The 21,968-nt window shown below is 61.0% G+C and carries 16 protein-coding genes and 1 pseudogene; 3 read left to right on the top strand and 14 right to left on the bottom strand.

Features of this window, described 5'->3' with window-relative positions:
• Window positions 1-19 precede the first annotated feature (19 nt).
• From THL1_RS17950 to THL1_RS17925, 6 genes are all read right to left on the bottom strand, one after another.
• Window positions 20-1,627 (bottom strand): ABC transporter ATP-binding protein, encoded by a 1,608-nt coding sequence (locus THL1_RS17950; RefSeq protein ID WP_069084491.1) that lies wholly within the window; start codon window positions 1,625-1,627, stop codon window positions 20-22.
• Between the two features lies 1 nt (window position 1,628).
• Window positions 1,629-2,648, bottom strand: coding sequence for an ABC transporter permease (locus THL1_RS17945; protein WP_069084490.1), 1,020 nt, complete (start codon window positions 2,646-2,648; stop codon window positions 1,629-1,631).
• A gap of 2 nt (window positions 2,649-2,650) precedes the next feature.
• Complete coding sequence (locus tag THL1_RS17940; protein ID WP_069084489.1) at window positions 2,651-3,736, bottom strand: microcin C ABC transporter permease YejB; 1,086 nt, start codon at window positions 3,734-3,736, stop codon at window positions 2,651-2,653.
• Window positions 3,737-5,584: an extracellular solute-binding protein gene (locus tag THL1_RS17935; protein ID WP_069084488.1), complete on the bottom strand. Its 1,848-nt coding sequence runs from the start codon at window positions 5,582-5,584 to the stop codon at window positions 3,737-3,739. It abuts the gene before it with no gap.
• Window positions 5,581-7,407 carry an extracellular solute-binding protein gene (locus THL1_RS17930; protein ID WP_069084487.1) on the bottom strand — a complete coding sequence of 609 codons (1,827 nt, stop codon included), beginning with the start codon at window positions 7,405-7,407 and terminating at the stop codon, window positions 5,581-5,583. The genes THL1_RS17935 and THL1_RS17930 overlap by 4 nt, the downstream gene beginning before the upstream one ends.
• A gap of 170 nt (window positions 7,408-7,577) precedes the next feature.
• Window positions 7,578-8,780 (bottom strand): ISL3 family transposase, encoded by a 1,203-nt coding sequence (locus THL1_RS17925; RefSeq protein WP_145928262.1) that lies wholly within the window; start codon window positions 8,778-8,780, stop codon window positions 7,578-7,580.
• A 175-nt stretch (window positions 8,781-8,955) separates the two neighbouring features.
• Here THL1_RS17925 and THL1_RS17920 point away from each other — a divergent pair, with 175 nt between their 5' ends.
• Window positions 8,956-10,401, top strand: a complete 1,446-nt coding sequence (locus tag THL1_RS17920) for an HDOD domain-containing protein (protein WP_177343839.1) — start codon at window positions 8,956-8,958, stop codon at window positions 10,399-10,401.
• Between the two features lie 149 nt (window positions 10,402-10,550).
• On the opposite strand, the gene THL1_RS17915 is transcribed toward THL1_RS17920, so the two are convergent.
• Both THL1_RS17915 and gloB read right to left on the bottom strand, forming a co-directional pair.
• Window positions 10,551-12,134, bottom strand: coding sequence for a LysM peptidoglycan-binding domain-containing protein (locus tag THL1_RS17915; RefSeq protein ID WP_069084486.1), 1,584 nt, complete (start codon window positions 12,132-12,134; stop codon window positions 10,551-10,553).
• Between the two features lie 98 nt (window positions 12,135-12,232).
• Window positions 12,233-13,012, bottom strand: coding sequence for a hydroxyacylglutathione hydrolase (gene gloB, locus THL1_RS17910; RefSeq protein WP_069084485.1), 780 nt, complete (start codon window positions 13,010-13,012; stop codon window positions 12,233-12,235).
• Between the two features lie 61 nt (window positions 13,013-13,073).
• Between gloB and THL1_RS17905 the strand changes: the two genes are divergently transcribed.
• Window positions 13,074-13,838 carry a methyltransferase domain-containing protein gene (locus THL1_RS17905; RefSeq protein ID WP_069084484.1) on the top strand — a complete coding sequence of 255 codons (765 nt, stop codon included), beginning with the start codon at window positions 13,074-13,076 and terminating at the stop codon, window positions 13,836-13,838.
• Window positions 13,839-14,282 (top strand): ribonuclease HI, encoded by a 444-nt coding sequence (gene rnhA / locus THL1_RS17900; RefSeq protein ID WP_069084483.1) that lies wholly within the window; start codon window positions 13,839-13,841, stop codon window positions 14,280-14,282. It abuts the gene before it with no gap.
• Here the strand turns inward: rnhA and THL1_RS30945 are convergent.
• The 6 genes and pseudogenes from THL1_RS30945 to THL1_RS17880 form a co-directional block, all read right to left on the bottom strand.
• Window positions 14,260-15,036: an SDR family oxidoreductase gene (locus tag THL1_RS30945; RefSeq protein ID WP_083245939.1), complete on the bottom strand. Its 777-nt coding sequence runs from the start codon at window positions 15,034-15,036 to the stop codon at window positions 14,260-14,262. The genes rnhA and THL1_RS30945 overlap by 23 nt on opposite strands.
• Entirely contained in the window at window positions 15,005-16,660 is a 1,656-nt protein-coding gene (locus THL1_RS30940) for an SDR family oxidoreductase (protein ID WP_083245938.1), read from the bottom strand. Before THL1_RS30940 ends, THL1_RS30945 begins: the two co-directional genes overlap by 32 nt.
• 44 nt (window positions 16,661-16,704) lie before the next feature.
• A pseudogene (locus THL1_RS30935) lies at window positions 16,705-17,628 on the bottom strand (AMP-binding protein); the annotation flags it as partial.
• A 106-nt stretch (window positions 17,629-17,734) separates the two neighbouring features.
• On the bottom strand, window positions 17,735-19,201 hold the full coding sequence (locus tag THL1_RS17890) for an MFS transporter (RefSeq protein WP_069084482.1): 1,467 nt from the start codon (window positions 19,199-19,201) through the stop codon (window positions 17,735-17,737).
• A 31-nt stretch (window positions 19,202-19,232) separates the two neighbouring features.
• On the bottom strand, window positions 19,233-21,170 hold the full coding sequence (locus THL1_RS17885; protein WP_083245936.1) for an anthranilate synthase family protein: 1,938 nt from the start codon (window positions 21,168-21,170) through the stop codon (window positions 19,233-19,235).
• Window positions 21,167-21,790 carry an isochorismatase family protein gene (locus tag THL1_RS17880; RefSeq protein ID WP_069084481.1) on the bottom strand — a complete coding sequence of 208 codons (624 nt, stop codon included), beginning with the start codon at window positions 21,788-21,790 and terminating at the stop codon, window positions 21,167-21,169. Before THL1_RS17880 ends, THL1_RS17885 begins: the two co-directional genes overlap by 4 nt.
• Between the last annotated feature and the right edge of the window lie 178 nt (window positions 21,791-21,968).

Here is a 21,968-nt window from a genome sequence, read left to right as displayed (position 1 = left end):
GTGCTTCATCCTCTTCTGGTTAATGGGCAGTTTCCGGAGCCAGGAATGCGGCTTCCAGCAACTGCTTCGTATAGCTGTGCTGCGGGGCGGCGAAGATAGCGTCGGCCGGACCCTGTTCGACCACCTGGCCGTGCTTGATCACCATCAGCTGGTGACTCAGCGCCCGGACTACAGCCAGGTCATGGCTGATGAACAGGTAGGTCAGGTCGTACTTGGTCTGTAGCCTGCGCAGCAACTCCACTACCTGGCGCTGAACCGTCCGGTCGAGCGCCGAGGTGGGCTCGTCCAGCAGGATCAGCGCCGGTTTCAGCACCAATGCCCGGGCAATGGCAATTCGCTGCCGCTGCCCACCGGAAAACTCGTGGGGGTAGCGGTGCCGGGTTTCCGGATCCAGCCCTACCTCCAGGAGCGCGTCGATGATGGCCTGTTCCTGCTCCGCTTCGGTGCCGATGCGGTGGATTCGCAGTCCCTCACCGACAATCTGGCCCACGCACATGCGTGGGCTGAGGCTGCCGAAAGGGTCCTGGAAGACCACCTGCATCTCGCGCCTGAACGGCCGCACATCCTTCTGCGACAGGCCATCCAGGGCCTGGCCCTGGAAGCGAATGCCGCCCCGGCTGCCGAGCAGCCGGAGGATCGCCAGGCCCAGCGTGGACTTGCCGGAGCCACTTTCGCCCACGATACCCAGGGTCTGTCCCTGGGGCAGGCTGAAGTCGACGCCGTCCACGGCCTTGACGTGATCCACGGTGCGCCGCAGCAGTCCTTTCTTGATTGGGAACCACACGCGCAGGTCATTGACCTCCAGCAGAGGGTTCCCAACCGAGGTCTCCGCCGGCCGGCCCGAAGGCTCGGCGCCAAGCAGTTCTCGGGTGTAGGGATGTTGTGGCGCATGGAACAGCTCATCACACGACGCTTGTTCGACGATGCAACCGCGCTGCATGACACATACTCGATGCGCAATTCGCCGAACCAGGTTCAGGTCGTGGCTGATCAGCAGCAGGGCCATGCCCAGGCGTGCCTGCAGTTCCTTGAGCAGATCGAGGATTTTCAGCTGGACGGTCACGTCCAGCGCGGTGGTGGGCTCGTCTGCGATCAGCAGTTCCGGCTCGTTGGCCAGGGCCATGGCGATCATCACCCGTTGCCGCTGGCCGCCGGACAGTTCATGAGGAAATGCCTTGAGGCGCTTGTGCGGCTCGGGGATGCCGACCAGTTCCAGAAGCTCCAGGGTGCGCCTGGTGGCGGCCTTGCCGGTCAGGCCCTTGTGCAGGGCCAGTACTTCGTTTATCTGCTTCTCGATGCTGTGCAGCGGGTTGAGCGAGGTCATGGGCTCTTGGAAGACCATGGCGATACGGTTGCCGCGAATGCCGCGAAGCTTGGTCTCCGGCAGCTTCAGCAGGTCCTTGCCGGCGTAGTCGATACTGCCGCTGGGATGGCGGGCGAGGGGGTAGGGGAGCAGGCGCAGGATGGAATGCGCCGTCACCGATTTGCCGGAGCCGCTTTCGCCGACCAGGGCCAGGGTTTCGCCTTTGCGGATATCGAAGCTGACGCCTTCGACCACGCGCTGCGCCTTTTCGCCGGTGACGAACTCGACGGAAAGGTCGCGGATTTCAATCAGGTTTTCGCTCATCTCACTTCCTCGGGTCGAAGGCATCGCGGGCGGCTTCGCCAATGAACACCAGCAGGGTCAGCATGGCCGCCAGGACCAGGAAGGCGGAGATGCCCAGCCAGGGTGCCTGCAGGTTCGACTTGCCCTGGGCCACCAGTTCGCCCAGGGAAGGGGCGCCTGGAGGCAGGCCGAAGCCGAGGAAATCCAACGCGGTCAAAGTACCGATCGCGCCGGTGAGGATGAACGGCATGAAGGTCATGGTAGAGACCATTGCGTTGGGCAGGATGTGGCGGAACATGATGGCGCCGTTCTGCATGCCCAGTGCGCGGGCGGCGCGCACGTATTCCAGGTTGCGGCCACGGAGGAACTCGGCCCGTACCACGTCCACCAGGCTCATCCAGGAGAACAGCAGCATGATGCCCAGCAGCCACCAGAAGTTCGGTTGCACGAAGCTGGCCAGGATGATCAGCAGGTAGAGCACTGGCAGGCCTGACCAGATTTCCAGGAAGCGTTGACCGGCCAGATCCACCCAGCCGCCATAGAACCCCTGCAGGGCACCGGCGATCACGCCGATGATGGAGCTCAGCAGGGTCAGGGTCAGGGCGAACAGCACCGAGACGCGGAAGCCGTAGATCACCCGTGCCAGAACGTCGCGGCCCTGGTCGTCAGTGCCCAGCAAGTTCTCTGCCGAAGGTGGCGCGGGGGCGGGCACCTTGAGCTCGTAGTTGATGGTCTCGTAACTGAAGGGGATTGGCGGCCAGATCATGCTGCCGCCCTTGGATTCGATCAGGTCGCGGATGTAGGGCGTCTTGTAGTTGGCCTCCAGCGGGAACTCGCCGCCAAAGGTTGTTTCCGGGTAGCGCTTGAGGATGGGGAAATACCACTGGCCGTCGTAATTCACCGCCAGCGGCTTGTCGTTGGCGATCAGCTCGGCGCCCAGGCTGAGGACGAAGAGGATGAGAAACAGCCAGAGTGACCACCAGCCGCGCTTGTGTGCCTTGAAGCGTTCGAAGCGGCGGCGGTTGATGGGGGAGAGTTGCATGCTCAACCCTCCCGGCTTTCGAAGTCGATGCGAGGATCGACCAGGGTGTAGGTGAGGTCGCCGATCAGTTTCAAGATCAGTCCCAGTAAGGTGAAGATGAACAGGGTGCCAAACACCACGGGATAATCGCGATTGAGGGCCGATTCGAAGCTCAGCAGGCCCAGGCCGTCGAGGGAGAAGATCACCTCGATCAGCAGGGAGCCGGTAAAGAAGATGCCGAGGAGGGCCGAAGGAAAGCCGGCGATGACCAGCAGCATGGCATTGCGGAACACGTGGCCGTAGAGCACGCCACGCTCCGAAAGGCCCTTGGCGCGGGCGGTGATCACGTACTGCTTGTTGATCTCGTCGAGGAAGCTGTTCTTGGTCAGCAGGGTGAGGGTGGCGAAGTTGCCGATTACCAGGGCTGTCACCGGCAGCGCCAGGTGCCAGAAGTAATCGATGATCTTGCCGCCCAGGCTCATCTCATCGAAGTTGTTCGAGGTGAGGCCGCGCAGGGGGAACCAGTCGTAGTAGCTGCCGCCAGCGAACAGCACGATCAGCAGGATGGCGAAGAGGAAGGCCGGGATGGCGTAGCCGACGATGATCGCCGAACTGCTCCAGACGTCGAAGGCGCTGCCGTGGCGCACGGCCTTGGCGATGCCGAGGGGGATGGACACCAGGTACATGATCAGGGTGCTCCAGAGCCCGAGCGAGATGGATACCGGCAGCTTCTCGATGATCAGGTCGGTGACCTTGGCATCACGGAAGAAACTGTTGCCAAAATCCAGCTTGAGGTAGTTGCTGATCATCAGCCAGAAGCGTTCCGGCGCCGGCTTATCGAAGCCGTACATCTTCTCGATCTCGGCCACCAGTTCCGGGTCCAGGCCCTGGGCGCCACGGTAGTTGGAGCTGGCGGTGGCGACCTCGGCGCCGCCACCGGAAATGCGTCCGGTTGCGCCGCCGGCGGCGGCATCGAAACCTTCCAGCTTGGCGATCATCTGTTCCACCGGGCCGCCGGGCGCCGCCTGGATGATGATGAAATTGATCAGCAGGATGCCGAACAGGGTGGGAATGATCAGCAGCAGTCGACGCAGTATGTAGGCGAGCATTTACTGGGCATCCGGCTCGGGAGGGGATTGCTCGGACTGGCTAGCAGTTTCCATGCCCGGTTTCTGCCACCAGGTCATCAGGCCGAAATCATAGAGCGGCGTCTTTTCGGGGCGCTGGAAGTGGTTCCAGTACGCCACTCGCCAGGTGTCGACGTAGTAGTTGGGCACCACGTAGTGACCCCAGAGCAGTACCCGGTCCAGGGCGCGGGCGTGTTCCACCAGGCTTTGCCGCGAGTCCGCGCGAATCAGGCCTTCCACCAGCTTGTCGATGGCGGGGTCGCGCAGGCCGATGAAGTTGCGGCTGCCGGCACTGTCGGCGCTGCGTGAGTGCCAGAATTCCATCTGTTCGTTGCCCGGCGAGTTGGATTGACCCCAGGTGGCGGGAATCATGTCGAAGTCGCGCGAGCGCAGGCGGTTGATGTACTGGGACACGTCCACGCGGCGAATCTGCAGGTCGATGCCCAGCTCCGCCAGGTTGCGCTTGAAGGGCAGGATCACCCGTTCCAGGTTGGCCTGGGCGATGAGGATTTCGAAGGCCAGTGGCTTGCCGTCCGGGCCGACCATCTTGTCGTTCTCGATCTTGTAGCCGGCCTCGGTGAGCAGTTGGTAGGCGCGGCGTTTCTGGTCGCGGATGATGCCGCTGCCGTCGCTCACCGGCGGCTTGAACACCTGGGTGAAGACTTCCGCCGGCATCTGCTCACGCAGCGGCTCGAGAATTTTCAGTTCCGCGGCGTCGGGCATCTCGTGGGAGGCCATCTCCGAGTTCTCGAAGTAGCTGCGGGTGCGCTTGTAGGAGCTGAAGAACAGCTGCTTGTTGGCCCATTCGAAGTCGAACAGCTGGGCGATGGCCTCGCGCACCCGGCGGTCCTGGAACACTGGCCGGCGGATGTTGAAGGCAAAGCCTTGCATGCCGGTCGGATTATGGTTCTGGATGGATTCCTTGACGATCTTGCCCGCTCGCAGGGCGGGGCTTTCGTAGCCGGTCGCCCAATCCTTGGCGGAATACTCCAGGTTGAAGTCGAACTGGCCGGCCTTGAAGGCCTCCAGCGCGACGGACGTGTCGCGGTAATAGTCCACCATGATGGCGTCGAAGTTGTAATAGCCGCGGGTGACCGGCAGGTCCTTGGCCCACCAGTCCTTGACACGCTCATAGCGGATCGAGCGGCCGGCATCCACCTTGGCGATGCGGTAGGGGCCGCTGCCCACTGGCGGTTCCAGGTTGGTCTTGCCGAAGTCGCGGCCATCCCAGTAATGCTTGGGCAGCACCTGGATCTGGCCGAGGATCAGCGGCAGCTCGCGGTTGCCCGCGTGCTTGAAGTCGAAGCGGACGCGCAGCTTGTCTTCGGCCTCCACCTTGGCCACGTCGGCGTAGTAGTGGCGGTACATGGGGTCACCATGTTCGACGAGGGTGTTGAAGGTGAAGATCACGTCCTCGGCCGTTACCGGCTGGCCATCGTGGAAGCGTGCCTTGGGATTCAGGTAGAAGCGCACGTAGCTGTTGTCCGGCGCTTTCTCGATCTTCTCCGCCAGCAGGCCATATTCGGTGAAGGGCTCGTCGGGGGAGTGGAAGGTCAGGCTGTCGTAGATCAGGCCGAGCTGGTCGGCGGCATTGCCCCGCGGGATGAAGGGGTTGAGGCTGTCGAAGCCGCCAACGCCGGCAAGGCGCAGGACGCCGCCCTTGGGGGCGTCCGGGTTGACCCAGGAAAAGTGCGTGAAGGTCGCCGGGTACTTGGCGGGCTCGTCGTAAAGCGTGATGGCGTACTTGGGCTCGGCGATGGCGAGGCCAGCGAGCGACAGCAGCAGGGCGCCACAACCCTGCAGGCAGAAGGTACGCAGCGTTTTACTCATCGGGCGTTCTCCGTGGGCTTCAGCCACCAGGCGCGCAGACCTAGCGTATAGGGCGGCGTGGTGACGAAGGCGAACCGGTTGCGGTACGCCAGGCGGTGATAGTTGATGTACCAGTTGGGAATGGCGTAGTGCTCCCAGAGCAGGGTGCGGTCGAGGGCCCGCGCGGCGGCCAGTTGCTCGTCGCGGCTCTGGGCGCCGAGGAGCTTGTCGATCAACTCGTCGGCCACCGGGTTGGCGACGCCTGCATAGTTCTTACTGCCCTTCACGCTCACCTGGCTGGAGTGGAAGTAGAGAAACTGTTCCAGGCCAGGGCTCAGGGTTTGCGGCAGTGTCATCAGAATCATGTCGTAGTCGAAGTGGTCCAGGCGCTGCTTGTACTGGGCACGGTCAACCGTGCGCAGGCTGACGTCGATGCCGATGCTGGCAAGGTTCTCGCTGTAGGGCTGGAGGATACGTTCAAGGTTCGGATTGACCAGAAGGATCTCGAAGCGCAGCGGTTGGCCACGATCGTTGAGCAAGCGTTGGCCGGACAATTTCCAGCCGGCGTCGGCCAATAGACCGAGGGCTCGGCGAAGGGTTTCCCGCGGGATGCCGCGACCTTCCGTGGTGGGTACCTGGAACGATTGGGTGAACAGGGGTTCCGGCAGTTCCTTGCGGTGCGGGGAGAGCAGCAGCCACTCGTGGCCTTCGGGCTTGCCCGCGGCGCTGAATTCGCTATTGGGGTAGTAGCTGGCGGCGCGCATGTAGGCGTTGTTGAACAGGGTGCGGTTGGTCCATTCGAAGTCGAACATCAGCCCCATGGCTTCGCGCACCTTGCGGTCCTGGAATACGGCGCGGCGGGTGTTCATGAACAACGCCTGGGTCTGGGTTGGAATCTGGTGGGGGATTTCCGCGCGGATCACATCGCCCCGGGCGATGGCCGGGAAACGATAGGCGTTGGCCCAGTTCTTCGCTTGGTGCTCGATGTAGAAATCGAACTCGCCGGCCTTGAAGGCCTCGAAGGCGACGTTGCTGTCGCGGTAGAACTCGACCTCTACCCGGTCGAAGTTGTACTTGCCGCGGTTGACCGGCAACTGCTCGCCCCACCAGTCCTTGACCCGCTCGAACACCAGGCTGCGGCCCGGCCTGACCTGGGTGATGCGGTAAGGGCCACTGCCCAGCGGCGGTTCGAAGGTGGTGGCTTTGAAATCGCGGTCCTTCCAGTAATGCTGCGGCAGTACGGGCAATTCGCCGAGGCGCAGGATCAGCAGCGGATTGCCAGCGCGCTTGAGTACGAAGCGGATACTGTGGCGATTGAGAATGTCGACCCGCTTCACTTCCTGCAGGTTGGTGCGGTACTGCGGATGGCCGTTCTTGGCCAGCGTGCGGTAGGAGAACGCCACGTCGTAGGCCGTGATGGGCTGGCCGTCATGGAAGCGAGCCTCCTTGCGCAGGTTGAACACCACCCAGCTGCGGTCCTCGCTGTACTCCACGCTCTTGGCGATCAGTCCGTAGCTGGATGCGGGTTCGTCGCCTGAGGGGTCGTACTGGCCGGTGCCAACCATCAGCGGCTCGTTCAGCTCGCTTACCCCGTACTGCAGGAAGTTGGGCGTACCCACCGGGCTGGTGCCCTTGAAGGTGTAAGGGTTGAGGGTGTCGAAATTGCCGAAGGCCATGATCCGCAGCGTGCCGCCTTTGGGGGCGCTGGGGTTGACCCAGTCGAAATGCTCGAAGGTGGCGGGATACTTCAAGGCGCCGAACTGGGCATAGCCGTGGCTTTCGATCAGGCTGGCGAAGCAGGGCTGAGCCAGCAGGCCTATGAGCATGAAAACGAGGCGACGCATCAGGCGGGGGTCCGATCCATGGCTGTCGTGTCGGGCATGTGGCGCTGGCCTCGCTGGCAGGAAGGCGCGGGCGTCTGGCCAGCGAAATCGTGTTGGGGGTCACGCGCCGCGGGTGTCGGCGGTAACAGCTAGCAAGTACAGTAACAGCTTGTACAGGCAAGAAAAAAGGTTCATCGCGCTTTCCCGGGGAAGGCGGCCTTGATTTTCAGGAAGAAGTAGGCCGAGTCCCGGAAGCCATAGGCCATGCGTTTGATCACCTTGATGCGGTTGTTCACCCCCTCCAGAACACTGGTGTGCATGGGGAAGCGAGCACTGGCGAGGATGCCCCGAGCGTATTTGCGCAGGTTGCGCGCAAAGCGCTGTAGCGGTGCGAGGCCGCTTTCCTGGGCATGTCGCAGCCAGGCCCGCCAGCGCCGCCAGCCTTCCCGCACGCAGGGGGCGTACCAGACTTCCTTCAGAGCATCCTTGAGCACATAGACAGTAGCCAATGGCTGGTTGGCGTCGAGGAGCTCCTGCAACTGCACGGCCTGTCCGTCCTTGAGGTTTTCGCGATTGCGCAGCAACAGCCAGCGGCTTTGCTTGACCACCTTGCGCGCCGGTTTGTCTTCGCGCAGGAGGTTGGCTTGGTCGACCCGGATACGGTCGATCACGTCACGACCGTAGCGCGCCACCACATGAAACAGGTCGTATACCACTTCGGCCTGCGGGCAGTGCTGCCGCACTTCCAGGTCGAAAGCGGTGTTCATGTCCATGGCCACCGCCTCAATCTGCTGGCAGTGCTCGCCGAGTAATTCGAAGAACGGGCGGATCGCCTCACGGCTGTTGCCGTGCCCCACCCACAGCACCCGCGTGCGCTCGGCATCCATGATCACCGTGGCGTAGCGATGGCCTTTGTGCAGGGCGAACTCGTCCATCACCAGCCGACGCACCTCGCCTGGCTCAAACGCGCCAACCGAGGCTTCCAGGCGGCGCTTGTCGAGTGTCTTGAGGGTGTGCCAGTGCAGGCCGGTGAGGCGGCTGACGTGGCTGATCGGCAACAGTTGCAGCAAGCCCTCGAGCCAGACTCGCAAGCGCTGGGTCAGGCGGGAGGCTGGCTCCAACCAGTCAATCCGTTCGGTCACCCGCCCACAATCCAGGCAGTCGACGCGGCGCACCGGCAGTTGGAGCAGCACACGCTGATCCAGCAGGTCACGGTCACGCACCTGACGAATTCGCCGCTCGTGGATCAACGGACTGGGCTTGGCACACCGGCTGCAAATCGGTAAGTGCTCGGCCAGGGGCTCAAGACTGATTAGCAGGGTGTCGTGAGTGGCTTGGCGACAGGCGACGACCGCGTAGCCTGGCCAGAAAGCAGCAAGATCAATAGGATGCACGGCGGCAGCAGGGAGTGGGGGTTGGTTCGTTTGGCGACTGCCAATCTACCCACTTTCCTGACTGTCAACTCGCTCTTTCCCCAGAATCCGCGAAGAACCAGAAAAAAGGGCCAGCCTGCGGGGAACTGGCCAGCATTTTGACCACCGTCTGGAAAATTGTGCAGAGGTTTCAATCTTGGGTGAACGCAGCCATGGTTTGCAGTCATGGATCGACCGTCTCAACGAGGCCGAATTACCCGCCCTGGCCGCGGTGGTGCAGGACTTGCACCAGATGGCCCAGCAGGACAAATCCTCCGTGCAGCAACTGGCTGACGTGCTGTTGCGCGACGCCACGCTGACCTCCAAGGTCCTGAAGGTCGCCAACAGTGTCTATTACAACCCCTCGCAGGAAGCCATCCGCACCATCTCCCGCGCCATTGTGCTGATCGGCTTCGAGAACGTGCGTCTGATCGGCCTGTCGGTGAGCCTGATCGACAATTTGCTGACGCGGGGCGCGCGGGAGCAGCTGCCTGAACTCTTGGCGCGTTCTTTCCATGCTGCGGTGCAGGCACGCAACATTGCCGGTTACCTGCTGGCCCGTAGCCGGGAAGAGGTGTTCATCGCCGCATTGCTGCATAACCTCGGCGAGCTGGCGTTCTGGGGTTGTGGCGGCGAGCAGGCCGATGAACTGGCCGAGGCACTGGCACAGCCGGGCGTCGACGAAGAGCGCACGGTGCGCGAGGTGCTGGGCACCAGCTTTCGCCAACTCACCCTTGGGCTGGTGCGCAGCTGGAACCTGGGGGATCTGGTCAGCTTGGCCCAGGCCGGCACGGCCCAGGGTGATCCGGCGGTGAAGGCGGTGAGCCTGGGCGTACGCATCAGCGAGGCGGCGTTGCAGGGTTGGGATTCGCCGACGATGACCGGCTTGGTGGAGCAGTTGGCCAGCCTGATCGGCCTCAGCCGCGAGGAGGCCTTGCAGCAAGTGCTGGCCAGCGCTGACGAAGCGGTCAAGGTGGCGACGACCTTCGGTGCCAGCAAGCTCTGTCACCTGATCCCCCACACGGACCCGGAGCAGATACGCTTGCAGCGGGAGCAGCGCCAGGCGCGGTTGCTGCAGCCGAACCTGCCGGTCATGCAGCAGGCCCTGCAGGAACTGGGGATGCTGGTGTCGAGCAAGGCCGACATCAACCTGGTGTTGGATACCTTGCTCCAGGGGCTGCACCAGGGCGCAGGGCTGGAGCGCGTAATGGTGATGGTGCTCACCGATCAACGCAGCCGTTTCACGGTTCGCCGCGCGGTAGGTGAGGGTACCAGTCGTTGGTCAAGTGAGTTCGCTTTGCCTGCCAACCTGCCAGGGGAGTCCAACCTCTTCAGCTATGTGTTACGGACGCGGGAAACCTTCTGGATGGGTGTTCCAGCCAGCTACAGCCTGAATGATCTGGTGACGCGCCCCATGCGCGAGTGGCTGGGGCAGGGGATGTTCTTCGTCGCGCCATTGTTGGCCGGCAAGCGTGAGGTCGGTGTGATCTACGCCGATTGTCGCCAGTCAGGCAGGGCGCTCAGGCATGAGCAGTTCGTCGCGTTCCAGCATTTCGCCCAGGCAGCTGGGCGGTGCCTGGATGCGATGGCGCAGAAACACTAGCCAGTGGATGAAGGAGTAGGGGGCTGTAGGGCAGAGATAGCCCTGTTATCCACCTTCGCGGTGGAAATCCCATTCGTGGATTTCCACCCTACGCACCGCGCATCAACCGGTGGCCCAGCCAGGGGGCCAGGTGGTATGCGGGAGGCGTGTCAGGGCAGATAGACGGTCAGGGTCTGGCCGGGTTTAAGACCGCCGCCACTGCGCGGGTTCCAGCGTTGCAGGTGCTTCATCTCGACATTGAAGCGCTTGGCGATCAGATAAAGGGAGTCGCCCTGCTTGACCTTGTAGTAGGTCACGGACTCGCGGCTGTCGCCCGTGGCCTTGTCTTTGCCGAGGCTGGCGACCCGGGTGGCGACGCCTTGCAGTTTCAGCACTTGTCCGGTCTTGAGGTGGTTGCCCTTGAGGTTGTTCCAGCGTTTGATGTCCTGAACGTCCGCCTTGTACTGGCGGGCGATGGTCCAGAGGTTCTCGCCGCTTTTCACCTTGTGGCTGCGCGTCGGAGCCGGTGCGCTGTTGCGGGCCACATTCTGGAACAGCGGTTGCTCGGGTTTCAGCCCCGGCTCCACCGGAATACTCAGCTGCTGGCCTACGCGCAGATCGTTGCCGGACAGGCCGTTGATCTCCTTCAGCGTCTTGATCGTCACGTGGTAGCGGTTGGCGATGCCGTGGAGGCTGTCGCCGTTACGCACCCGGTACTGCTGCCAGTCCACCAGCTCCTGGGGTTTCATCAGGGCGAGGTTGGCGGTCAGCAGCTCGGCCTTGTCGGTCGGCACCAGCAGGTGCTGCGGGCCATCCAGGGTGATGCGCTTCTTGAACGCCGGATTGAGCTGGTACATCTCGTCGGCGTCCATGTCAGCCAGTTCGGCCACCTGGGACAGGTCGAGGCGCTGCTGCTTGACCTCCACCACTTCGAAGTAGGGTTCATTGGCGATGGGGCTGAGGTTCACGCCGTAGGCTTCGGGCGCCATCACCAGTTGCGACAGGGCCAGCAACTTGGGGACGTAGTCCTGGGTTTCCTGCGGCAGCGGCAGGTTCCAGTAGTCGGTCGGCAGGCCCAGCTTCTGGTTGCGTTCGATAGCGCGGCTCACGGTGCCCTCGCCGGCGTTGTAAGCGGCCAGGGCCAGCAACCAGTCGCCGTTGAACATCTCGTGCAGACGGTCCAGGTAGTTCAGGGCGGCGTTGGTGGACGCGGTGATATCGCGACGGCCGTCGTACCAGTTGGTCTGGCGCAGGTTGTAATGGCGGCCGGTTGAAGGGATGAACTGCCAGAGGCCCACCGCATGGCTACGGGAATAGGCGAAGGGGTTGTAGGCGCTTTCCACCACCGGCAGCAGGGCCAGTTCCAGCGGCATGTTGCGCTCTTCCAGGCGTTCGACCACGTAGTGGATATAGAGGCTGCCGCGGGAGCTGGCGCTTTCCAGAAACGAAGGCTTGCTCGAGTACCAGAGGCGCTGGCGCTCGATGCGCGGGTTGACGCCGATCTCGCCCTGCAGCTTGAAACCGTTGCGCATGCGTTCCCATATGTCCTGGGGCTCACGCTCGGTCTCGGTTTCTTCCAGCCACTGGGTCGGCTGGTTCATGCCCAGCGCGCGGTCGGTGTCCCGGCCCTGGTCATCGTCCTTCTGGCTCATGCCAGAGCAGCCGGCGAGTGTGGCGGCGAACACCACCACAAGCGCGCGTGCGGCTCGTGCCAATGCATCCAGGTCGAAGGTTCTGATCGGCGAAGACAACATCGGCTGTGAGGTTTTTCCGGCAAAAAAGTTCGGCGATTCTAGAAATCGACCTATGGCTGGTCAAGTTTTCACCAGCCAATCATGGCCTGACCGGGTGATCAGAACTGGTCTTTCCAGGCTCTGAGGGTCGCGAAAACCTCGGCTGGCGTAGGGATATCCCGTCCGGCCCGCTCGTCGGCCATTTGTTTAACGGATGTTTCGGTTACCCGCAGGAAGGGGTTGGTGGCCAGTTCCAGCGCAAGGGTCGATGGCAGGCTGATGCCACCCTGCTCACGCAGCCGGGTGACCTCGTCGAATCGCTGGGAAGTGGCGTGGTTGCCGGGCTCCACTGCCTTGGCAAAACGCAGGTTGCTGAGGGTGTATTCGTGGGTGCAGTAGACCTGGGTGGCCGCCGGCAGCGCTGCCAGGCGGCTGAGGGAGCCGTGCATTTGTTCCGGGGTGCCCTCGAACAGCCGGCCACATCCGGCGGCGAACAGGGTATCGCCACAGAACAGCAGCGGGCGCTTGGCGTCCGCGTGGTAGTAGGCAATATGGCCCAGGGTATGGCCGGGTACTTCGATTACCCGGAACTCAAGCCCCAGCACTTGGACGCTCTCACCGTCGGCCAGGGCCTGGTCGCGTGCGGGGATCGCTTCCTGCGCCGGCCCCAGCACACGGGCGCCGCAGGCTTGCTTGAGGCGGGCGACGCCGCCGACGTGGTCATGGTGGTGGTGGGTGACCAGGATGTCGGTCAGCCGCCAGCCGGGGTGCGCGTCCAGCCAGGCCAGCACCGGCGCTGCGTCGCCGGGGTCGACCACAGCGCAGCAGCGGCTTTCGGCATCCTGCAGCAACCACAGGTAGTTGTCGGAAAAGGCGGGAAGGGCGTCGATCTTGATCATGAAGGGAGTCGCCAAGCAGAGAGCAATGGAGCATCTTAGGGCTCTGACGCAGGAGATTGCCATGACCGAGCAAGCATTCGCCCAAGCCGATGCCGACTGGCTGGAGCTGATCAATGGGGCGCGTTCCTGGTTCTCAGGGCCGTTGGGCGGCCTGATGCTGTTCGAAGAGCAGCGCCTGCTGGAGGACGAGCTGGCGCGTTACTTCGGCGGCTATCTGGTCCATTACGGTCCGCGCGCGGAGCTGCCGCCGGGCGCCAGGCAAATCCAGCGCAGCGTGCACCTGGGGGCACCCTTGCCAGGCGTCGAGATCGCTTGCGAAGAAGCGGCCTGGCCCCTCAGTGAGCATGCCGCCGACGTGGTGGTGCTGCAGCATGGCCTGGACTTCTGCCTGTCGCCCCATAGCCTGCTTCGGGAAGCCGCCCGCAGCGTGCGTCCCGGCGGGCATCTGATCATTATCGGGGTCAATCCCTGGAGTGCCTGGGGCGTGCGTCATTACTTCGCCCGCGATGCCCTGCGCCAAGCCCGTTGCATCTCCCCTGCCCGGGTCAGTGACTGGCTCAACCTGCTGGGCTTCGCGCTGGAGAAACGCCGCTTCGGGTGCTATCGTCCGCCGCTCGCTTCAGCCGCCTGGCAATCCCGCCTGGCCCGCCTGGAGCGTTGGGGCGCCGCCGGGCAAGGGCTCGGCGCAGGCTTCTATCTGTTGGTGGCGCGCAAGCTGGTGATCGGTTTGCGGCCGCTGCGTCAGGCCCGGCGTGAACCCATGGGCAAGCTGGTTCCCATGCCAGTGGCCAAGGTCAGCCGGTGCGATTCGAAACATGAGGCTTAAGTGAGCGATCTGGTCGAGATCTATACCGACGGCGCCTGCAAGGGCAATCCCGGTCCTGGTGGCTGGGGTGCTTTGCTGGTCTACAAGGGCGCCGAGCGCGAACTCTGGGGGGGTGAACGCGATACCACCAACAACCGCATGGAGTTAATGGCCGCCATCATGGGGCTGGTCGCGCTCAAGCGCTCCTGCGAGGTGAAAATCATCACCGACTCCCAGTACGTGATGCAGGGCATCACCGAATGGATGCCCAACTGGAAGAAACGTGGCTGGAAGACCGCCGCCAAGCAGCCGGTAAAGAATGCCGACCTCTGGCAAGCCCTGGATGAGCAGGTCAATCGCCATCAGGTGCGCTGGCAGTGGGTACGCGGCCACACCGGCCACCCCGGCAACGAGCGCGCCGACCAATTGGCCAACCGTGGCGTCAGCGAACTGAATGCCCGCTAGAGTGGATCAAGCCGAGCGCTTGGAGGTCACTAACGTATCGCGCAATCAGTGCTCGCTCGATCTTTGGTACTTCAAAGGGTTGCCGACTTCCCTGTGCTAATGCTGACTGGAGCTTCATTGACGGAATAGTGGAGCCTCGTTGCACGCGAGTAGGGCACGAGAGACTGTGGAGCAAAGGAAGCATCGACTGCGTCCTCACTCGTTCTGGCAAGTCACGCATACCTTGCTCGAATCGTTGGAGCCACTCGGCATAGTCGTTTACGGTGGTGATCTTCACGCCCATGTCCCTCATCCAATCGATCGCAGAATCGAGAGAAATACCGTCATCGTGGTGATTCACCAAGTTGAACGAGCGGTAGCCAGCTGGCTCTTGCTCAAGGCTGGTCTTGATGATCGTAGCGGATGTGAAGTCCACCGGGAGGCCGTCGTAGTGGGCATGCTCTACCGAGTTATTCTCATCGGCTCGATAGCATGTTTTTGGAGCCAAACCCGTAGCCGCGACGCTCAACAGCAAGCGAGTGAACATGTCCGGTACATTCAGTTGTCCAGGTTCATGCTGGTGAGCCAGGATCATGCTGGAGCGGTAGACGGTGACAGGCAGTCCGTAGCGCTCGTGTGCTTCACGCAACAGTACCTCTCCCGCCCACTTAGTTAGGCCATAGCCCGCGGCATACGTGTCTTCGGCGGAAACAACGTTCCCCCATTCGCGGATGTCCTGGTCTTCATCCAGTAGTTGGGTGGGAAGCTCGCCCATTAGGGTCGAGACCAGCGATGCTGGACATGAAGCTGATCGGTTTTTGGTGGTGGGTTAACGCCAGGCTGATCAACTCAGCTGTGCCGTTGACGTTGGCGTCAAATAGGTTTGCGTAGGGTAGGAGATGATTAACCAGAGCGCCTGCATGGATGATGTCATCCACTTCTTCGGCGAGTTGCTCCCATGTTACAGGATTTAGGCCGAGGCGCTCCTCTCCGATGTCGCCGGCGATAACCTCAAGGTTTTTCTCAAGCGCCATGAATCGTTTGCTCAACGTATTGCCGGAGTCGCCGAACACCCTCATCAGTCGATCCTGCGCGACCTTCGAATCTCGGGCACGGGCAATGCAGATCAGCTTGCCCCCCTCTCGATTGATGCGTTCGAGGATATCGAGTGCAAGAAAGCGCCCTAAGAAACCGGTGGCGCCGGTGAGCAGCACCGTCTTGGGCCCAGCCCCGAACTGGCTCGGCGAGCTCTGTTGCATCAACAGCTCCGGGGATAGGAACTTGTCTAGCGAGAGGTCTGAGGCGCGATACACCGTGGCATTCGGGCCATGCACTTGCTGGGCCGTTGGCCGAATCGCACCCAGACTGAGCTTTTTCTCGATGTGGTTGGAGATATGTTGCAAATCGTAGGCGGGGCTGATGATGACATCCACCGGCACTGCGATAGCGAACGTGTCAGAGAGCACCGAGGAGAGCGAAACCGCCGAAAGTGAATCTCCTCCAAGGTCGCGGAAATGCATGTCAGGACTGATAGCCTCAGGGGGGACACCCAATACTGTCTGCACCGCCTGCCTGACGACCTCGATCGCCGGACGCTCTTTGGCTAGGCGATGAATGTCCAGGAACTGACTCGCCTCACGGGATTTAATTTGTTCGTGGAGGGCATCCAGTTGCCGTTCATAGCGCTGACGTAGCCGTGGCCACAAAGGCTTTCCGTGGTCGGAAAGCATTCCGTTCTCCTGGGTGAATTTCTCAGTCGCGCAAACGAAGTCTCTCGGAATTTCGAAGCTTCGCAGGCCCGCCTCCCTTGCGGTCTTGCGAATAGCCTCGATCAGGTGTGCGCGAATCATGACTTCACTGCCATCGAAGCGTGCAACGAGCCGTGCGTTGGGGGCGAGGACTGCCAAGGGGAATGACCACTCACTGTTGGCGTGAACGAAAATGCTGTCCAGGTCGGGGATGCCGGAGAAGAGCGTTTCAAGCCTGGCCAAGGTTACGAACTCTCCTTGAGACAGCTTCACGACATTTTTTCGGCGATCCACGAAGTGCAGCTTGTTTTCGCCATGCTCGGCAACGATGTCACCGGTGCGGTAATAGCCTGCCGCATCGAACAGATCCTCGGTGAGCTCCGGGCGCTTGTAGTAGCCCGGAATGATCGACGATGTCTTGAGTAACAGCTCTCCGCGCGGATAGGGACGGTCGGTGAGGTAGTAGCCCAACTCGGGCACGTCGATGAGTTTGTAGTCTTCAACAGGTGGGCGCAGCAGCTCGTTGTCGATCCAGATCGCGCCGGCCTCGGTTGACCCGTATACGTTGTGAAGCGGGATCCCGAGCAGTCGCTCGGTGAAGTCTCTGAGCTCAGGCCCAATTGGAGCTGAGCTGCAGCTGGCCCAAGCCACGCACCCTCCATGTCCTGAGTCCGCATGCTTTCGAGAATTTCAACCGATCGGGGATCGCCGTCGACGGCGTTGTACCGGGCAAGTTCGCCCTGGTATTTCTGGTAGATCATTTCGCACACACGAGGCACGAGAGACAACTCGGTGGGTTTGACCAGCGAGATGTCCTCCATCAAGGTGGCGAGCGTCGCTTGCGCAGTGAAGAAGCAGGTGCCGCCTCGGGCCAAAGTACTTTTAAGCGACGAGTGTCCCGCGACATGGCTCATTGGCATGTAGTGGAAGGTCAGTGCCCGATTCTCCGAAAAAATCGTTGCCCATGAACCACCCTACATTCCCGCTGCCAGCTTTTGGGTATACATAGCCCCCTTAGGAAGTCTGGTACTGCCCGATGTGTAAATCAACATCGCGAGCTCGTCGTCGCAATTAGGCCGGACATCCAGTTCGACATCTGGCAGTGCCTTACCGTTTTCGACATCGTTGTGGAAAGTCGAAACCTCAACTTCGCTGCCTGAGTCGCGCAATCTGACCTGTGCCTGTTCGATGGCCGAAACTTGGTCGGAAGCACCCTCTGCGACATCGAGCACCACGAGGCGCCGAATCGATGGCGTGGCGGTAATACAGGCTACAGCTGTATCTAACTGTTCGACACTACAGGCCAACAAGACAGGTCGCGTCTCGTCAAGAACAGCGAGGAGGTCGGCCAGTGAGGTGCCGGTCTGAAGTGGCACCGTCATTGCCCCGATCCTGATGCAGGCGATATCCAAAGTTGCATAGTCGGCATTGGTGAATGACAGCATCGCTACGGTATCGCCGGCATGTACCGGGGCCTGGGCGTTATGGTGAAGCGACGAGGCAACGTAGCCGGTTCGCGCCCATAGCTGGGCATAGGTCTGCGTTTGGTAGCGGGGTTCCAGGTGAACGACCCGTTCTCCGGATTGCCCGATCACAAGTCGTTTCACACGCGAACCCATGGCAGGGCGATCAGCGTATTTCTCAAAAACGGCAGCGACAACAGTGGCCAAGCTCATGACAGAATCCTTTGTACTGACTGGCAAATTGGGGAGAGGGTATACCCGATTACTCGGGCATTTTCCGGGGAAGCCACACGATGGCGAGTACCGCGACAATGAAGGTCAACAGACCTGCAATTCCTAGGGCGGTATGCATACCGGCCAGGAAGGCATCATTCGCGTGTTGGATCGTCTCGGGGCTGATCAAGGTCTGATCAAGCGTCTCATTCAGGGTGCCTGCTACACCTGGGCCGTACAGGCGGAACCAGAGTGCCGCCACCGAGCCCAGCACAGAGATCCCCAGGGCATTACCGATCTCGTTACTGGTTTCTGCGATAGAGGCAGCCGCGCCGGCGCGTTCTGGCGGCACAGCCGATACTGCGATCTCAGCGACGAGGCTGAAAGAGAGGCCGTAGCCAACGCCTGCGACAATGGTCGAAGCAACGAAGAATGCGGCGCCGTGAGTAGCGGTCGTTAACAGGAGCAGTCCCATGCCAGCGGCGATCAGCAGGTGGGTGGTGACGAGTGCCCACTTGCGACCAACCCGGTCAACGATATGGCTTGTCCAGACGCAGGTGGCTGTTAGAACCAGCGCACCCGGTATGGTCAGAAGCGCTGTGCTGAAAACATCGAAGCCCAGCACCGACTGCATGTACACACCGGCCAGGTAGCCAGCGGACGACCAGACGACCAGTGAAAGCAGCCCCGTCAAAATGGCGATCGTGAAGATCCGGTCTTTGAACAGTCGCACGTCTAGGAGCGGGTGTTCCAGGTTGCGCTGACGCAGCGTGAACCAGATCAGTCCGAGAAGACCAGCCGCGCCGATTGCCAGTTGCTCTGTCGATACGCCTAGAACCGCGCCTGTCTTAAGCGAATAGGTGAACAAGAGGATGCCGACAAAGGAAAGTAGCAAGCTGAGCAAGTCAATCTTGCCCTCAGTGGGTGCATGCACCTCTTTGAGCAATTGCGGAGCAAGCAGTAGGAACAGCACAACGACTGGCACGTTAATCAGGAATACCGAACCCCAGGTGTAGTGCTGCAGTAGCATCCCGCCAATCAGCGGCCCGACCGCAAAGCCTGCTGCGAAGGTCGCTGCGAAGATGCCGATTGCCTGGGCGCGTTGTTTCGGGTCGGGAAAGAGGTTGGAGACGATGGCCAACCCCGATGGAAGAAGAGTGGCCCCGCCCAACCCCGTGAGTGCCCGAAACGCAATAAGGCTGGTTGGTGATTCCGAGAACGCTGCCCCCACGGAGGCAGCGCCAAATACGCAGGCCCCAACCATCACCAAGCGCAGGCGTCCGAAGCGATCACCTATGTTGCCGAATGCTACCAGCAACGACCCAACGACAAATCCGTAGATATCCAAGATCCAGAGGGCCTGGTCTGCGGTTGGGGTGATGGCGGAGGTAATGTGTGGCATGGCCAGATAGAGCACTGATCCATCCATGGCCACGAGTGCCACCAGTCCAAGCACCGTGAACAGACCGAGCCATGCCTGCCTGCTTGCAGGCTGGGCGAGAGTTGCTTCTTGCATATCGAATGTCCTGTAGTGGGGAGTAACGGAGTTACGAAATCAGCGTTGCAGCAGCCTCACCCAGGATCCTGTCGCCGTGTAGCGTCAGGATTGATTCTGGGTGGAACTGAAATGACATGAACGAAGGCCCGTGCATGGCATGGACTTCATCGCTAAGTGGGTCTCGGCTCAGGTAGGCCTGAACGTCTTGCGAGAGCTTTACCGTGGAGGTTGGGCAAGAAGCCGAATAGGTGTTGTAGAAACCCACACGGACAGCCTCGCCGAACAAATCGATCTGCTTTTGAGTTCCCTGATTTGGGCGCTGTTTTCGTGATACCTGTAGCCCCAGCTGTCGGCACAAGATTTGATGACTGAGGCCGATCGCTAGAAATGGTCTGCCTTCGAGTAGCAGTTTCTGTACAGCCTTCTGAAGACTAATGACTCGCGCATCAGTGTCGTCATTGGGATCACCAGGGCCTGGGCCCAGGACAATCAGATCAAACCCTGCCGGTTCAAAGCTTGCCGTTGCGCTCACAACGGTGACGTTCAGCCCGAATGAGCTCAACTGGTGGCAGATCATGGCGGTGAAGGTATCTTCGGCATCCAGCACGAGTACCTTACGGCCTTCCAACATGGGATGGGGACGATGGCGCTGCGATGAGGAACTCTGCCAATACGCGGAGATCGCATCGTTGCGGCCTCGCAAGGCATGGATCACCCTTGGATCCCGGGCGATTTGCGCTAGTACTCCGGCATGGTCGGTGTTTGCGGCAGATGAGCCTGCCTGGTCTTCGAGCGCACCTAGTGCATTGAGCATGCCGGCGGCCTTTACCAAGGTTTCAGCGGCTTCCGATTGAGGTACCGAGTCCCGCACAAGCGTCGCGCCAGTGGAGAGGCGCAGGGTGCCGTGCTTGTTGATATCGGCGGTTCGGATAAGGATGGCCGAGTCCATGGTCTCGTTACCTGCAGGGTCTCGGCCAAAAAGCGCGATCAAACCGCTGTAGTAACCCCGGCCCTCAGGTTCGTACTTCTTGATGACTCGGCACGCATTTTCTAGAGGACTGCCCGTGATGGTCGGTGCGAACAACGTTTCTCTGAGAATTCGCCACGGTGGCAGGCTAGTGGAGCCGCTGATGAGATATTCGGTGTGGGCAAGCCGTGCCATAGGCTTCAAGTAGGGGCCACGCAACGTAGCGCCTTCCCCACACACACGGCCCATCATTTTCAGCTCTTCATCGACAACCATGAAGAGCTCTTCGCTCTCTTTATTGTCGGAGAGGAACCCCAGCACGCCCTCAACCGAAGGGCCAGATGGCGGGTAGCGGTAGGTGCCGCTAATGGGGTTCATCGTAGCGATGCCGTTTTCCAGGCTGACATGCCGCTCAGGTGTGGCTCCGATAAACACGCGATCACCCACGTCGACCAGAAACACCCAGTAAGCGCCGGCGCTCTGCGCTAGTAGCCTGCGGTACAGCGACAGCACTTTGGTTCGTGAGAAGTTGGCTATGGACGCAACGTAGGAGCGTTTGAGAACGAAATTTGCTCCGGCACCGGTACCGATTTCGTCTTGGATAATCTGCAGAGCCGTCTCGGCATACTTGTCGTCCTCACGATCAAAGTGGCCACCGATGAGCTCGATCTCGGTGTCGGCAATCGCCTCGATCAGAGCGTCTTTACTAATTCGACTCGTCGCGCTGATGGCCATGACTGACAACGGGTCGCGATCGTCGACACACTCAAAGCCCCGCTCGGTGATTTGGCGATACGGAACGACGGCCAACAGCTCTTTTTCAGCGCCTCCACTGACGTCAGGACGGCGGCAGTCAGGAATATTTTCGAGGTGACTCACGGCAGCCATTGTTCCGGAAAGCACCTCCACATTTGCGGAGTCGCATTCGGGGCGGTAGAGCAGGGCATAGGCATCCGAACTGCCGTTCAGGATCGTGGCAAATAGCTGATCGTGTCCAAAATAGCCAGCTGCGTCGTTCATGCCAGCGTCTCCTGGGTGGAGCAAAGCACGGCACAACGTTGAGAGGCGTAGGTCAGCGCAAGCTGATGCTCCTGCTCGGAAAAGTCCGCTACTGCATCAGCAACCAGGAAGGTCTGGATGTCGTTGGTAAAGGATTCGATAGCGGTGGATAGCACCCCGATGTGTGCATAGACCCCACAGATAACCAACTGGTCTCGCCCTGCGGCTCGCATCCGCTCCAGTAGACCGGACTGGAAGAAGGCACTGTAACGCCATTTTGGAGACATCCAATCACTGTCTGATGGTTCAAGCTCATCAACCACTTTTCGATCTTCCGGATCCACCTTCATGCCAGGGCCCCAGAAGTCAATGAGCAGTCCACGCTGCTCGGTAGTCATTCCGCCTGGCTGAGCCGAAAAAGCGACTGGCATACCGTTACTACGGCTTCGTTGGCACAGCGATGCGACGTTCGAGATCAGCTCATCACGAAGCGGTGCAGCGAATGGTTTTAGGAAGTAGCGCTGCATGTCATGCACAAGCAGGACGGCACGATCCGGATCAATCGCCCAAGTCGCCTTGTTGGCTGGTAGGTGACCCGGCTTGGGCATGGGGTAAGCGTGGATGAAAGGAATGCCTGCCATGAATCTCTCCTTGATCAGCAACAGACGATGCCCGGCGAATGACCTGGGCGAACTGGCGGGTTTCGAGCGTTGCGAATAATTCTGTCACTATATGACAGATGACGTCAATAGACATAAAAATGTTAATGACACTGTTCTCTATTGGACATCTTTTGAGGTGAACCTGGCTTGAGCAGGC

Source organism: Pseudomonas sp. TCU-HL1 (genome assembly GCF_001708505.1).
GTDB lineage: Bacteria > Pseudomonadota > Gammaproteobacteria > Pseudomonadales > Pseudomonadaceae > Metapseudomonas.
This window is presented reverse-complemented; position numbering and strand designations above follow the sequence as displayed.